The sequence below is a fragment of the Argonema galeatum A003/A1 genome, from assembly GCF_023333595.1.
In the GTDB taxonomy this organism is placed as follows: domain Bacteria; phylum Cyanobacteriota; class Cyanobacteriia; order Cyanobacteriales; family Aerosakkonemataceae; genus Argonema; species Argonema galeatum.
Map to the genome: position 1 here is coordinate 15,278 of NZ_JAIQZM010000037.1, position 15,193 is coordinate 30,470.

The 15,193-nt window shown below is 44.2% G+C and carries 8 protein-coding genes; 6 read left to right on the top strand and 2 right to left on the bottom strand.

All coding sequences use genetic code 11. The features are described 5' to 3' along the window. Nucleotides 1–86 precede the first annotated feature (86 nt). The 3 genes from LAY41_RS26400 to LAY41_RS26410 all read left to right on the top strand — a co-directional run bounded on the left by LAY41_RS26400 (nucleotide 87) and on the right by LAY41_RS26410 (nucleotide 10,744). Entirely contained in the window at nucleotides 87–6,374 is a 6,288-nt protein-coding gene (locus tag LAY41_RS26400) for an AAA family ATPase (RefSeq protein WP_249104631.1), read from the top strand. 147 nt (nucleotides 6,375–6,521) lie between these two features. Continuing rightward, complete coding sequence (locus tag LAY41_RS26405; RefSeq protein ID WP_249104633.1) at nucleotides 6,522–10,319, top strand: response regulator; 3,798 nt, start codon at nucleotides 6,522–6,524, stop codon at nucleotides 10,317–10,319. A gap of 44 nt (nucleotides 10,320–10,363) precedes the next feature. Then, a complete protein-coding gene (locus tag LAY41_RS26410) occupies nucleotides 10,364–10,744 on the top strand; it encodes a response regulator (RefSeq protein WP_249104635.1) in 381 nt (126 codons plus the stop codon). A 205-nt stretch (nucleotides 10,745–10,949) separates the two neighbouring features. Here the strand turns inward: LAY41_RS26410 and LAY41_RS26415 are convergent, their stop codons facing one another. Next, nucleotides 10,950–11,537 carry a MiaE family protein gene (locus LAY41_RS26415; protein WP_249104636.1) on the bottom strand — a complete coding sequence of 196 codons (588 nt, stop codon included), beginning with the start codon at nucleotides 11,535–11,537 and terminating at the stop codon, nucleotides 10,950–10,952. A 151-nt stretch (nucleotides 11,538–11,688) separates the two neighbouring features. On the opposite strand from LAY41_RS26415, the gene LAY41_RS26420 reads away from it, so the two are divergent. After that, entirely contained in the window at nucleotides 11,689–12,432 is a 744-nt protein-coding gene (locus LAY41_RS26420; protein ID WP_249104638.1) for a metallophosphoesterase family protein, read from the top strand. On the opposite strand, the gene LAY41_RS26425 is transcribed toward LAY41_RS26420, so the two are convergent. Next, a complete protein-coding gene (locus LAY41_RS26425) occupies nucleotides 12,429–13,295 on the bottom strand; it encodes a M48 family metallopeptidase (RefSeq protein ID WP_249104640.1) in 867 nt (288 codons plus the stop codon). The two genes, LAY41_RS26420 and LAY41_RS26425, sit on opposite strands and share 4 nt — an antisense overlap. Before the next feature lie 277 nt (nucleotides 13,296–13,572). Between LAY41_RS26425 and LAY41_RS26430 the strand changes: the two genes are divergently transcribed. Both LAY41_RS26430 and LAY41_RS26435 read left to right on the top strand, forming a co-directional pair. Next, entirely contained in the window at nucleotides 13,573–14,103 is a 531-nt protein-coding gene (locus tag LAY41_RS26430; RefSeq protein ID WP_249104642.1) for a DUF4330 domain-containing protein, read from the top strand. A gap of 467 nt (nucleotides 14,104–14,570) precedes the next feature. Then, nucleotides 14,571–15,146, top strand: a complete 576-nt coding sequence (locus tag LAY41_RS26435) for a hypothetical protein (protein WP_249104645.1) — start codon at nucleotides 14,571–14,573, stop codon at nucleotides 15,144–15,146. The last annotated feature ends 47 nt before the right edge of the window (nucleotides 15,147–15,193 follow it).

The following is a 15,193-nucleotide window of genomic DNA, read 5'->3' on the forward strand; positions in this document are numbered from 1 at the left end:
TGTTAACCACTTGTAGAACACTCGGCAAATTTTGGTTATTAATATACCAGACTAAAATAACCTCACAAAGCGATAGGAGAACACGAATGATTTCCATTCCAGGTTACATAATCACCGAACAAATTCAAGCCGGTTTCCATACTCTTATTTATCGGGGAGTTAGGGAACAGTCTCAAACATCGGTGATTATTAAAACACTCCTCGCCGATTATCCCACCCTCGAACAAATTACTCGACTCAGACATGAATATCAAATTCTGCAAAAATTAGAGATTGAAGGAATTGTTAAAGCATACGCATTAGAAAACTATCATAACGGTCTAGCAATCATATTAGAAGACTTTTCAGGACAATCCCTCAAAAAAATTTTAGTGACTCAAAAAATCGAATTAATTTCCTTCCTAAAAATCAGCATTCAGCTAGCCATAACCCTAGATCAGTTGCATCAAAATCAGATTATACATAAAGACATTAAACCCGATAACATCCTGGTCAACACTTCTACAGGGAAAGTTAAAATTATCGACTTTAGCATAGCATCACGCCTATCCAGAGAGACGACAGAAATTAGTAATACCAATTTACTAGAAGGAACCCTAGCCTATATATCACCAGAACAGACAGGCAGAATGAATCGGTCAATTGACTACCGCACAGACTTCTATTCATTAGGAATAACATTCTATGAAATCTTGACAGGACAGCTACCATTTAATGCCACCGAACCCCTAGAATTAGTTCACTGTCATATAGCCAAACAACCAATCCCACTCCATCAACTAAATCCAGAAATTCCCCACGCGATTTCTGATATCGTGATGAAGTTATTATCCAAAACCGCTGAAGACCGTTATCAAAGCGCTTTAGGACTAAAAGCAGATTTAGAAACCTGTCTAAATCAACTGCAATCAACTGGCAATATTTCTGACTTTTCAATCGGTAAGCGGGATAAATCCGGCTCTTTTTCCATCCCACAAAAACTCTATGGCCGCGACGAAGAAGTACTTACTTTGCTGTCAGCCTTTGACCGAGTTAGTCAAGGAAAAAGCGAGATGATGCTTGTGAGTGGCTACTCAGGGATTGGTAAAACCTCAGTAGTCAATGAAGTTCATAAACCCATAGTTCGGCAAAGGGGTTATTTTATAGCAGGCAAATTTGACCAGTTCAAGCGGAATATTCCCTACGCTTCAATGATTCAAGCATTTCAAGAATTAATCCGACAACTGTTAACAGAAAATTCGGAAAAAATAGCTATTTGGCAAGAGAAACTATTAGACGCTGTGGGTATAAACGGGCAGGTAATTATAGATGTTATCCCGGAAGTAGAACTGATTATCGGCCCCCAAATAGATGTTCCTGCACTGGGGCCATCTGAATCACAAAATCGCTTTAATCGAGTATTTAAACAATTTATTCATGTATTTACAAAACCAGAACACCCCCTGGTAGTTTTCCTAGATGACTTACAGTGGGCAGATTCAGCTTCCTTGAAATTGATTGAGTTGCTAATAACTGATCCAGATAGCCAATATCTGTTGATGATCGGCGCGTATCGAGATAATGAAGTAACTTCAACTCATCCCTTAATGCTCACATTAGAGGATATTCAAAAAACTGGTGTCCGTATTGCTACTATCACACTCCAACCTTTAGATATCAGCAACGTCCGCTTACTTGTTGCCGATACTCTTCACGATGAGACTTCCAAATCTCAGCCGTTAGCTGAGTTAGTTTTCAATAAAACTCAAGGCAATCCTTTCTTCTTGACTCAAATGTTGCAAACTCTACATCAAGAAGAACTATTGACATTTAACTTTAGTACTGCCTGTTGGCAGTGGAATATTAAAAAAATTCAAGCTGTAGGTATTACTGATTATAATATTGTCGAATTGATTGCCAGAAATATTCAAAAATTAGCGCTAGAAACCCAACAAGTATTAAAATTATCAGCTTGTATTGGAGATAAATTTAATTTAGAAGTTCTCGCAATTGTCAATCAAAAATCTTCCTCAGAAACAGCATCTAATTTGTGGCCAGCACTTCAGTTGGGTTTGATTTTACCCCTGAGTGATGCCTACAAGATTCCGCTAGTCGGAATGGGTAATTGGTTATCGACAATGGAAAATGAACAATCCTACCAATTACCAATTACTAAAATTTCCTACAAATTTCTCCATGACCGCGTGCAGCAGGCGGCTTATTCTCTGATTCCCGAAGATCAGAAAAAAGAAACTCACCTAAAAATTGGTCAACTGCTCCTGAAAAATACCCCAGAAACGGAGATTGAAGACAACATATTTGAGATTGTAAACCAACTGAATATTGGTGCTGAATTCATTATTGACCAGGTGGAAAAAGATCGGCTAGCTCAATTAAATCTAATCGCATCTCGGAAAGCTAAAGCGGCGACTGCTTATGAACCTGCACTCAATTATTTAACGGTAGGATTGAGACTTTTAGATCAAGATAGTTGGCATTATCAGTATGATTTAACGCTGAATCTCTATGTCGAAGCAGTAGAAGTGGAATACTTAAATACTAACTTCGATCGGGCAGCTATTTTAGCGGAAGTCGTCCTGCAACAGGCTACAAATCTACTCGATCGAGTGAAAGTATATGAGACTCAAATCCAGTTTTATACTGCTCAAAATCAGATGCTCAAAGCAGTCAATACTGGACTACAAGCCCTAGAACTCCTCGGTTTTTCTCTGTTAAACACACCCAGCGACTCTCTGGAAATATTCCAGTTGCCCAAATTGGAACAACTAGAAGAAATTCCTGTAATGACAGATCCTTATCAACTGGCAGCTTTGCGACTCCTGATTACTGTCATTGGTCCAGCGATTATTGCAGATCCAACAATTTTTGTGCGTGTGAGCTTGACCCTAGTGAATCTCTGTATTCAAAATGGTCATTCAGCGTTGGCTGCGATCGCCTATACTAATTATGGCTGGTTGCTATGTGGAGCAGGAAAACTGGATTCTGGATATCATTCTGGTCAGGTGGCTTTGAGGTTGTTGGAGCAATTCAAAGCCAATTCACTAAAAAGTAAAGTTTATGCTCACTTTAATGGATTTATTAGACACTGGAAAGAGCATATCAAGGAAAGCATTAAGCCTTTATTGGAAGGAATTAAAAGTGGACTAGAAAGCGGAGATATGGAATATGTTGGCTATAATGCTTGCCACTATTGCAATCACATTTTTTGGATAGGAGAACCCCTGGAATTTGTAGAGCAGCAACAATTATCTTATATCAATTTAATGATGCAATTACAACAAAAATTTACTATATACTATCTTCAAATATGGCATCAGTTTACGTTAAATCTACAGGGATTGGAAGTTGAAAAAAAACGTTTGCTTGGCAAAAGTTTTAATGAAACCGCAATGTTACCATTGTTGCACGAAGCAAAAGATGGTATGTCACTGTTTGTTATCCATCTTTCCAAAATGATTCTCTCTTACTTATTTAAAGATGGAAAAATAGCTATCGAAAATGGCTTTTTGGCAAACGAGCAAACAGCGAATGTGAATGGATTTGTATTTGTTGCTTTACACAATTTTTACTATTCTCTGGCTTTACTCGCTGAATATCCTCAAGTCGAAAGCAGCATCCAAAAAGAATATCTCGCTCTGGTAGAAGAAAATCAAAATAAAATGCAATTATGGGCTGTTCATGCGCCGATGAATTATCAGCATAAATACGACTTAGTAGAAGCAGAGAAAGCGCGAATTTCGGGAGAAATTGGCAGAGCAATGGAATATTATGAACGTGCTATTCAAGGAGCGAAAGAACAAGGATACATTCAGGAAGAAGCACTCGCCAATGAACTAACAGCAGAGTTTTATCTTTCTCGCACTAGAGATAAGGTTGCTCAAGTATATCTAACTGATGCTTACTATGGCTATATCCGCTGGGGAGCGAAGGCAAAAGTTAGAGATTTGCAAGAAAGATATCCAGAATTTTTCTTGCGGCTCTTAGCTAGAGAAACTTCTGAGAACGAAGTAAGGCCGACGGCTAATCCGACGACGAGCGGAAGTTCAGCGATGCTGGATTTAAATACGGTGATTAAAGCTTCACAAGCCATTTCGTCGGAAATCGTTTTCGACAAGTTGCTGGAGAAATTAATGCACATTCTCATTGAGAATGCTGGCGCTCAAAAGGGCATTCTCCTTCTGGTAAAGGAAGGAAAATTAGTAGTAGCGGCAGAAAAATCTGTAGATAAAGATCGGGTTTTGTTGCCTTCTATTTATCTGGAAACAAGCCAAAATATTCCCGTAACGATTATCAATTATGTAGAAAGAACTCTGAAAAATGTGGTTTTAAATGATGCGACGAGCGAGGGAATGTTCGGGACGGATACTTATATTACAAATAACCAAATTAAATCACTACTCTGTGCGCCGATTCTTCATCAAGGAAAACTCGTTGGTATCATTTATCTGGAAAACAATCTGACAAAAAGTGCTTTTACACCTGAAAGGCTGGAAGTTTTGAAAATACTTTCTGCACAGGCGGCTATCTCGCTTGAGTTAGCACGAGCAGTAAACGAAGTTCAGGATACTGTAGCTTATTTGAGAGCGATCGTCAATAATATTGCTGATGGTTTGTTGGTGACAGATATCAATGGCAAAATTACTCATGTTAATCCGGCTTTGTTAGCGATGTTTCGTCTGGAAGGTGGGGATACGATCGCAAAAGATTGCCAGGAAATTTTCAACAGTCAAATAGCAGCACTCGTAGCTGAAACTAGGGAACATCCAAATGAGGTTTTGACGGCAGAGATAGAACTAGCAGATGGTAGAGTTGGCAAGGCTGTGGCGACTACCATTTCTAAAGAAACTTCTCTTTCTAAAGGGGCGATCGCTGAATGTCTCGGTACGGTGAGCGTTATCCGCGATATCACGACGGAAAAAGAAATCGACCGGATGAAAACCGATTTTATCTCTACAGTATCCCACGAATTGCGGACGCCTTTAACTTCTGTACTGGGCTTTGCTAAGCTGATTGTGAAAAAACTCGACGATGCGATCTTTCCCTCAATTCCAGAGTCGGATCGCAAAGCTCAAAAGGCATTCAAGCAGGTGAAGGAAAATGTCAATATTATTATATCTGAAGGCGAGCGACTGACGACGTTGATCAATGATGTCTTGGATATCGCCAAGATGGAGGCTGGTAAGGTGGAGTGGAATATGCAGCCTTCTTCGGTAGCGGAAATTGTCGATCGCGCGATCGCTGCCACATCTTCCCTGTTTCAAGCTAAAACTATTGCCCTGCTTAAGGATGTCCCAGAAGGACTGCCGGAAGTGCTGGGCGATCGCGATCGCTTGCTCCAAGTTTTAATTAATCTTATTTCCAATTCTATGAAATTCACAGAAACAGGCTCTTGTACTGTGAAAGCAAGACAGCAAGATAACCAAATTATCTTTAGCGTCATCGATACTGGCATTGGGATCGCCCCTGCCGATCGAGACAAGGTGTTTGAGAAATTTCAGCAGGTGGGTGATACCCTCACCGACAAACCCAAAGGAAGCGGTTTAGGGCTACCTATATGCAAACAAATTGTCGAACATCATGGCGGCACAATATGGGTGGAAAGTCAACCGACACAAGGAAGTAATTTCTCATTCAGTCTACCGATCGCTGACAGCAATAATGCGGAGACAGACAAAATTTCTATTGATATCTTGGTTAGACAATTGAAGGAAAGCTTGGTACAAGCAGCACCCTCTGGGTTAAACCATGAGAAAAGCATTCTCGTCGTCGATGATGATGCTAACATTCGCCAATTGCTCAGACAGCAACTAGAACCGGAAGGTTATCAAGTCAGAGAAGCTAAAGATGGAATGGATGCCATTACCCAGGTAAAAACGGCCAGACCAGACTTAATTATCCTTGATGTGATGATGCCTCAGATCAATGGTTTTGATGTGGCAGCCGTGCTAAAAAATGACCCACAAACGATGGGTATACCCATCGTCATATTGTCAATCATTGAGGATAAGCAGAGGGAGTATCGACTGGGAATAGACGGCTATTTTACTAAGCCTGTTAACGCAGAAGAACTGCTTAATAATATTGGATTGTTGCTGTCTCAAAGAACATCGAAAAAGAAAGTTCTAGTAGTTGATGAAGATGCCTCAGTCGTGAAAACTGTTTCTGATGTGTTGCAGGCGAAGGGATACAGCGTTACTGAAGCCTCCAACGGACAGGAGTGCATCGATAAGGCGTTATCCGTGAAACCGGATATGATTATAGTCAACTCCATACTTTCCGAACAGCACGATCTTGTCAAATTATTGCGATTTGAAAAGGGACTGGAAAATGTGTTTTTTGTTTTATTAGCAGATGTTAAAGAAATGAAACTTTAAAAGTTAATATAAATTCAAAAACTTTTACACTATATCAGGGTGGTGCGGTAAAAAGATATTGCTTGTGGATGAGCAATCTCAGAGCCGAAGTCTGACATAATTGCAAACACAGCAATAAGTGGAAGAAAAAGAGGGCGATTTATTCAAATGGCCGTGCGTGAAACGAATAATAATTTGTTCAATCAGCAAAAAGTTGCTTCGCAACACGCTGGACGATCGTTTATTCGCCTTCCCCGGAGCCTGAGCGCCCTGGAAACTTGGGGTTTCGGTCTGACGGGTCATCTCGTATGGATTGGCGCTGCACCCCTTATGCACGCGGCGCTTGGGCCTGCTGCCATTTTCGTCTGGTTGCCCGCCACGCTCGTGGGGGTGCTGCTGAACATACAGGTGAAGCGCTTAGGCGAGCAATGGCCAGAAATGTCAGGAGGAACGCCAAATTATACCAGCAGGCTGCTGAGGAACTATCCCGGTGTGGGTCGCTATGCGGCGCTCGGATACTTCTTCAGCTGGGCTGGATTTGTCCCGATCAATGCCATCATCCTCACCAACCTAATCAAAGCTAACCTAGAACCTTTGGGCATTGCTTGTCCCGAAACAGTTCTAAAAATTGGCTTCACGCTGATCGCTTATATTGTGGCCTTTAGCGGCACCCGCGCTTTGGGGATTCTGCACTCCTTTTTCATTTTCCCAGCAGTCGGATTCCTACTTCTGTTTAGCCTTCAAGGGCTTGGATGGTTAGCCTTCTCGCCACAGAGCCCGGGCTTTTTTCCCACCAGTTGGCCAAGCCTAACCTTTGTTGACTGGGCGAAGTGGTATTTCTTCGGGATCTACTCTGCTACCGCCTGCGAAACGGCTTCCTCCTTTGTCGCTGACAGCCGACGCCCCGGTCAAACATTGCGATTTCTCAGCTTCGCTGCTGGGCTAATTCCTCCTGTCTATCTGGGGGGCTCCTGGGTACTGATGCGGTTAGCTACCGAACCCGGACTGGGCGAGGACACCTTTTTGAACCTGTTAGCAGCAGCCCATCCCTTCTGGGGCGCTTCAGCTTCCTTTCTCGTCACCCTCTTGGTTGCCTCTAGCTGCCTTCTGACTTGCGCTACTTGCGTTTCTAACTCACCCCGCATTTTGTACCAACTTGCTCTAGACGGACAGCTTGCGCCCGTATTTGCAGTTGTTTCCAGAGCAGGCGTTCTGCAACCCGGCCTCGTACTTTGCCTTTTTATCAGCTTAATCTGTCTAATTTGGGGAGATATATCCCGGATTGGGGTAGTAATAGGTAGTGGCTACGTTGCATCGATAATGTTAGTCCATCTGGCAGTGTGGCTGCACCGAGGCACGCCCGATCTGCGTTCCCGTAGCGTACCCTTAGCACTTTGGCCTTGGTGGTCGCTTTGCTTCTGCCTGCTCGATGGAATTGCCCTGCTGGTGGGAAGCTGGGCTTGGGGCTGGCAAGACCTACTGATCGGCCTTCTCCTTCCCCTGGCGGTTTTGGCAGTCGATGCTGCTATCCGTCACATTTCATTTCCACCCTTCCATCCAGCCTGGTGGCTGCGCGGCATACGGACGCAACCTCGTCAGCTCGGCGATTTTGTCGCATTTCAGGTGATCGTCCTCATCGTATTGGTCTGTGCCGCTACTACAATAGGCTGGGAGATTAGGGACAGCATGGAGCGAATCTCTAAGAGTGCCAGCCACAATCTCTTAATTGTGTTGCTGATGACAGTCGCTTTTGTCGCGATCGCGATCGCCTGCTGGACGAGTTTACCCCAGATTGCTGCCATTGACGAGGCACGGGAACACGCTGAAAGTTTGTTTATTACTGCTCTTGACACCGTTCTAGTGCTGGATGAAAACGGTGTAATTTATCAAGCCAACCCAGCATCTGAGGCACTCTTAGGGATGAATCCCAATTATTTGGTCGGTCATCGCCTTAACGAATTCCTTTCTGGGTTGAGTAACGCTCCGGAAAATTGGCCTAACAGAAGCGAACAAACACTAACCCAACGTAATGTAGAAACCGACCTTGCCCAATCTCTCCGCACCATTGACGCCACAATCTCAAACCGAAAAAATCTCAAATACCAAGAATATATTGCCATTTTGCGCGACATCACCGATCGCAAGCTTTCAGAAGCAGCCGTGCAAAAGGCCAATGCCTACTTGACTGCTATCATAGATAACCTAGCAGATGGTCTCTTAGTAACAGATACAGATGGCACGATCGCCCGATTCAATACCGCCCTGCTACCGATGTTTGGCATTATAAAAATAGATGCGATCGGTCAAGATTGCCAGACTGTTTTTGGTAGCGAAATAGCAAACCTAGTCGCGCAGACTATCAAACACCCTCAAGAGGCATTTGCAGCAGATATAAACCTGGCAAATAATCGGTCTGGCAAAGCAGTCGCTACTGCAATACTCAAAAACTCTCTGCGATCGGAAGATAATATTTATAACTGTATCGGCTCGGTTATTCTGATCCGCGATATCACCGCCGAAAAAGAAATCGATCGGATGAAAACTGATTTTATTTCTACAGTTTCCCACGAACTGCGGACGCCCCTAACCTCAGTTATCGGATTTGCAAAATTGATCCAGAAAAAACTGCAAGAAGCGATATTCCCCTTAATACAAACTGAGGAGCGCAAAACTCAAAAAAACATCAGACAAGTAACAGAAAATATGCAAATCATCATATCTGAGGGTGAGCGGTTAACATCGCTCATCAATGATGTTCTGGATATTGCCAAGATGGAGGCTGGTAAGATAGAGTGGCAGATGCAGCCGGTTTCTGTGCTAGAGGTCGTTGAACGGGCGTTTGCAGCCACATCGTCTTTGTTTGAACAACATGGGCTTGAGCCTATCCAGGATATTCAAGATGGACTGCCTCAAGTGATGGGCGATCGCGATCGGTTACTCCAAGTCTCAATCAATCTTATTTCCAACGCTGTTAAATTCACCGAGAAAGGTTCTGTAACTTGTCGAGCAATTCAGCACGACAACGAAATCATCATCAGCATCATCGATACCGGCATCGGCATCGCCCCAGATGACCAAAACAAAGTATTTGAAAAATTCAAACAAGTGGGAGACACCCTCACAGACAAACCCAAAGGCACCGGACTGGGATTGCCCATCAGCAAACAAATAGTCGAACATCATGGCGGTAGAATTTGGGTAGAAAGTCAGCTAGGGATTGGCAGTAATTTCTCATTCGCCCTACCGATCGTTACCAGCACCTCAATTGACATAGAAAAAATAAACATCGATATCCTAGTTAGGCAACTCAAACAAAGTATTATCCAAACAACCTCCAACACAGAATATCATCACAAAAATATACTCGTTGTCGATGATGATCCCCACATTCGGAACTTGCTCAGACAGCAACTAGAAGCACAGAACTATCAAGTCAGAGAGGCAATAGATGGGCTGGATGCCATTAACCAAGTTAAACAAGAAAAACCCGACCTAATTATCCTAGATGTGATGATGCCCCAAATCAATGGATTTGATGTGGCAGCTGTGCTGAAAAACGACCCCCAGAGTATGGGCATCCCGATAATTATTTTATCGATCGTTGAAGATAAGCAGAGAGGTTATCGCCTGGGCATTGACCGCTATTTGAAAAAGCCAATAAACGCGGAAGAACTGCTCAAAGATATTGATGTACTGTTATCTCAGGGAGCGTCTAAGAAGAAAGTTCTCGTAGTGGATGAAAATGCTTCAAATCTAAAAACTTTGTCGGAAGTATTGCAAGCCAAGGGATACAGCGTTGTAGAAGCATCTAATGGCCCTGAGTGCATCGAGAAGGCATTGGCACTAAAGCCTGATATGATAATTGTAGACTCGGTGTTTTTGGAACAGCACAATTTGGTTAAAATATTGCGCTTTGAAAAGGAGATGGAAAATGTGTTTTTTGTATTGACAGATGGGAAAAATTAAAAGTTAAAAAGTTAGCATCTGTAATTCGAGATTGCAAAAGGTGTATGACAAAAAAAGTACTGATTGTTGATGATGAACCTCACATCAGAATTCTGATGGAACAAACTCTAGAGGAACTGGAAGACGAGGGTGTGGAATTACTGATGGCAGAAAACGGCGAAAAAGCCCTTGAGACTATCAAGAGAGAAAAACCTCAACTGGTTTTTTTGGATGTAATGATGCCTAAAATGAGCGGTTTTGAGGTTTGTAGTGCTGTCAAAAAAGACCTGGGGATGCGGGATGTTTATATCATTATGCTGACAGCAAAAGGGCAGGAGTTTGATAAACAAAAAGGGAATGATGTGGGTGCAGATTTATATATGACAAAGCCTTTCGATCCGGATGAAGTGCTGGAAAAAGCTAGGGAGATTATGGGTTTGAAGTAGGAGATTTTGTAAAAGTATAAAATAGTATTGTTCATGAATAGACCTGTTGCCAAAAGATTTGGAACCCCACCCTAACCCTCCCCGTCCACGGGGAGGGGACAAGAATTTTTCCGCTTACTTTCTTCCACTATACATAGTCTTCTAGCGGGAAGGGAGTAATAAAAATCGCCAATGAACAATGAACAATGAACAATGAACAATGAACTTAGCTATGAATTCTCGGTTCGGGATGCAGAGTAGCCAGGATATTACTTTCTGCGATCGCTAATTCTTCCAGCCGCAACCTCACCGCAGACCGATCGCAATAAGTATCGGCTAAGCTCCAATAAACGCCGTAATGCCGCGCCTCCGAAGCCATCAAGCTGCGATAAAATTGGGCTAACTCGCGATCGGGACAATGAGCGGCTAACAAGCCCAGGCGCTCGTGAGAGCGAGCCTCAATCAAACCGCATACTAACAAAGTATCCAATAACCGCATCGGTTCATTTCGGCGAATCTGCCTGTTGAGACTGGCACCGTAGGGAGGTGCTGCTAGGGGGCCAAGGGGAATACCGCGTCGTTCCAGCCACTGATTGACCAGATCGAAGTGTTCCAGTTCCTCACGAGCTAGAGCAGTCAGCATCCGTACCAGCTTAGTGTTAGAAGGGTAGCGAAACATCAAATTTAAAGCCACCCCAGCTGCTTTGCGTTCGCAGTGAGAGCGATCCAGCAAAATCGCGTCTAGATTAGCTAGAGCTTGCTCGACCCATTCCCATCTAGTCGGTTGTTTGAGCGCATTAATAGTTGTTATCATCAAAGATCACCATTAACCTATTTTTCGCCGATTGGGGGCATAATTAAATTAACGGGGTGCTTGCAACAGTAGCCGATCTCCCAGTTTATCAATCCAGCTCAAGCAGGCTACATATAAATTCTTACCCAGTAATTTGGCAATAGAAATTCGGATGAGGGAAACCACCCACCGTCGTATCGTTATCGGTGATGTACACGGCCACTATAACGGCCTCATGACCTTATTAGAGGCGATCGCACCAGGCTCGGCGGATCGAGTCTATTTCTTAGGAGACTTAATCGATCGGGGGCCTCAAAGTTCGCAGGTTGTAGAGTTTGTCATCGCCAACTCCTATACCTGCCTGCTTGGAAACCACGAGCAGCTATTACTAGACAGCTTTGCCGACGGAAAAGGCCAAGCTCATATACTGCAAGTCTGGCTCTACAGCGGCGGTCATGCAACAGTGGCTAGTTACCCAGACTCCCGCATTTCCTCCGAACACCTCGACTGGATGCGGACACTACCCACCTATCTAGACTTAGGCGATATCTGGCTAGTTCATGCAGGCGTCCATCCTGAGATGCCGATTTCAGAGCAAACCGCAGACCAATTTTGTTGGATTCGCGACGAATTTCACAGTATTCAAAAGCCCTACTTCCCCGACAAACTGATCGTCACAGGTCACACCATCACCTTTACTTTACCCGGCGTCCACCCAGGAAAAATTGCCCAAGGAGAGGGTTGGCTGGATATTGACACCGGCGCATATCACCGCAAGAGTGGCTGGTTGACAGGATTGGATGTCACCAACAATCTTGTGTATCAAGTCAATGTGTTTGACAATTGCGTCCGCACCCTACCCTTTGAGAAAGCAGTGGTGCGGATTGAGCCAATGCAGATACTGGCTCGTCGCTAACCTCTACGGGACGCTGGCAAAAGCGATCGGATATTTGCTCTGTAATCAGTCTCATTTAACCCATCGCCAACGTTAGCACGCGCTGGATCGATCGCGCGTTCCAGGGCGACAATGCGATCCTTCGTAGCCGGATGAGAACTTAAAAAGCTGGGAGGGGAAGATTCACCTAGAAGTTTTTCCATAAATGCAATCATTGCCGATTGAGCGTAACCCGCCCGTGCTATAGTCCGCAATCCCTTTTGATCGGCTTCCAATTCCGCCTTGCGGCTTTGCGGACGGTTGAGAGCCAGTTCTACGCCCAGCGTCACCATAGTATTGCGATTCAGTCCGGCGGCTGTAGCTAATCCGCGTTCGATCGCTACCTGACGCATTTGTTGCACCGCATGACGGCTGGCAATATGGCCGATTTCGTGGCCCAAAACACTTGCCAGCTGGGCTTCGTTGTCTGCGGTTCTCAGCAACCCGGTGGTTACATAGACAAATCCCCCCATCGTCGCAAAAGCATTTACGCTATCATTCCTGACAACCTGAAAGGTATAGGGAATATTAGAGCGATCGCTTGCAGCCACCAACCGCTGACCAACCTCATCCACGTAGTTAGCAACTTGCGGATTGCGGTACAGCTGAAACTGCCTTCCCAATAGCTGAGCATTGATCTGCTGCCCAATCTGGACTTCCTGCCGCTCCGACATATTAGACAGCTGAATTACTTGAATTCCCTGTAAAATCAAATCCCCCCAGGGAAGCGCGTGGGTGGGATGAGGTGCTAGAGTACACAGGCTCAGCGTCACCATCAAAGAAAGCAACGGATAAAACCAGCGGCGACGAATGCTAAAGGAAAATATAGACTTGAGGTTCAACATACCAGACCAGTGTGAGAAAAAATTAAACTGACAACCTTTCCGGGGCAAGCTTTGGTTCAATAAGACAGACGCATTTTGACCAATTCAGGTTGCGATCTTAGTGTTCCCCATAACTAGGAAACTATATAAACCCGTCTGTTGCAGCTTATCGTGGTAATCTGGCAAGTCAGAACCAGCATCTTCTAGCTGTTCAACTTGTCAGGAACTTTTTACAATAATTGGCTGGCGGGTATTTCTTCACTAAATTTTTTTCTCGATTAGCAACGGACGATTCTCCATGAAGAAGATTTTGGACTCTCAAGGTCGCTTGTTCGGCAAACTCAGCATCCTTGACGTGGGCGCTGCTTTAGTGATTCTGCTCGTTGTTGTAGGCATCTTTTTCTTTCCAGGCACTTCCGGTTCCGTAGCTCAATTGGGAGTCACCACAAAACCCATCGAGGTTGATGTCGTTGTCAGAGGTTTGAGCATACGTAACCCCCAAGAATTAATCAAGGAGTTTCAGACCAAAAAGAAAACCGATATTATTATCCGCAATCAACCCTACGGCCAGGTTGATATCAAATCGGTCAAAGAACTGTCCAGAAGCGTGGTAGTTCCCCAACCCGATGGTTCTGTCAAAGCGCTTCCCGATCCGAGAAAGGATACTTTTAGCACCGATATGCTGATCACCTTAGCTGGCAAGGCCCAAATCACCGCTAATGGCCCCGTGCTCGGCAACAACAAAATCAAAGTCGGTATGCCGCTTGAGCTGGAAGGCTTCGAGTATGATTTCAACGCCAGCGTCATCGACGTGCGGATTAAAAGCTAATTAGACGGTGCGTTAGCTCTACTCGCAGCCCACCAACATGGGTAAACTTGCAACATCACTATGGATGATGGCAAGTTCACCCTGCTTGTGGCAGTAGATTGATTCGATCGAAATTTCCCGTTGTCTCAGTTGCAGATGAATGGGAGTTGAAGATAATCGGGTTTTCTGTAAAGATTAAGTGAATTTTTTAATACCAGTACAAAAGCATTTTTAGCTTCAAAATGCTGACACCAGCCAACTATGGCACTTGTCAGTAGGAATGAGGGGTTAGACCCCACAATCTGTTTTTCATGTTATTCTATGCAAAACGACCGTATATACACCGAATCAAATTTAGAGTCAAGGATAACAAGCCGAAAACTCTGAGGCGATTCAAAAAAAAACGAGCAGATTTTTCTCGTTTTTTGAAGTAAAAAAACGAGCATATAGTTAATCAGGTTGAGCGAGAAATGTACTCAGAATGCGTGATGTCCAAGCAGTTCAGCCCTCAATCGGATGACCTTGGCGCATTAGGAAAACTGGGGCTGGCGATGGATAAGATCGATGCACCGACTTTTTTGGCTTCTCCTGGCGGCAGTCAAACAACATCGGAATCTGACTCACTCGTTACTGTACCAGCCTGTGTTTACTTGAATCTGGAAGACCTCAAGTGTTTTGAAGTGGTGGATCGGCAATATCAACGTTGGGGAGTAATATTCCATAACTGCATAGCCATTCATCCTTCTAACCCAGCTTTTCCCGCTCATTCTGGCGCTACAGTACTGATGGGAGCGCCGAAGACAGGATGGCTGGAAGCCACTTTCTCTTCTCCAGTTTCTTTTGTCAAAGCCTTTGTCACCAGTTCGCAGCGGCTGGTTCTATCAGCCTACGATCGCGATAACCAGCGACTCACCCAAGTACAAATGCCGGGGTCAAATCTAGCCGGATCTGACTCGGCAATTCCCCCGAACATACCGATGATTTTAAAAGCGCCAAATATCCACCGCATTACCTTCTGTGCTTTTGATGGTCAGTTTACCGTAGATGATTTGAGTTTTCTGTAGGACTGGTAATAGCTTAGGTATCCTAGTAGGTGATATTGTTTCCATCT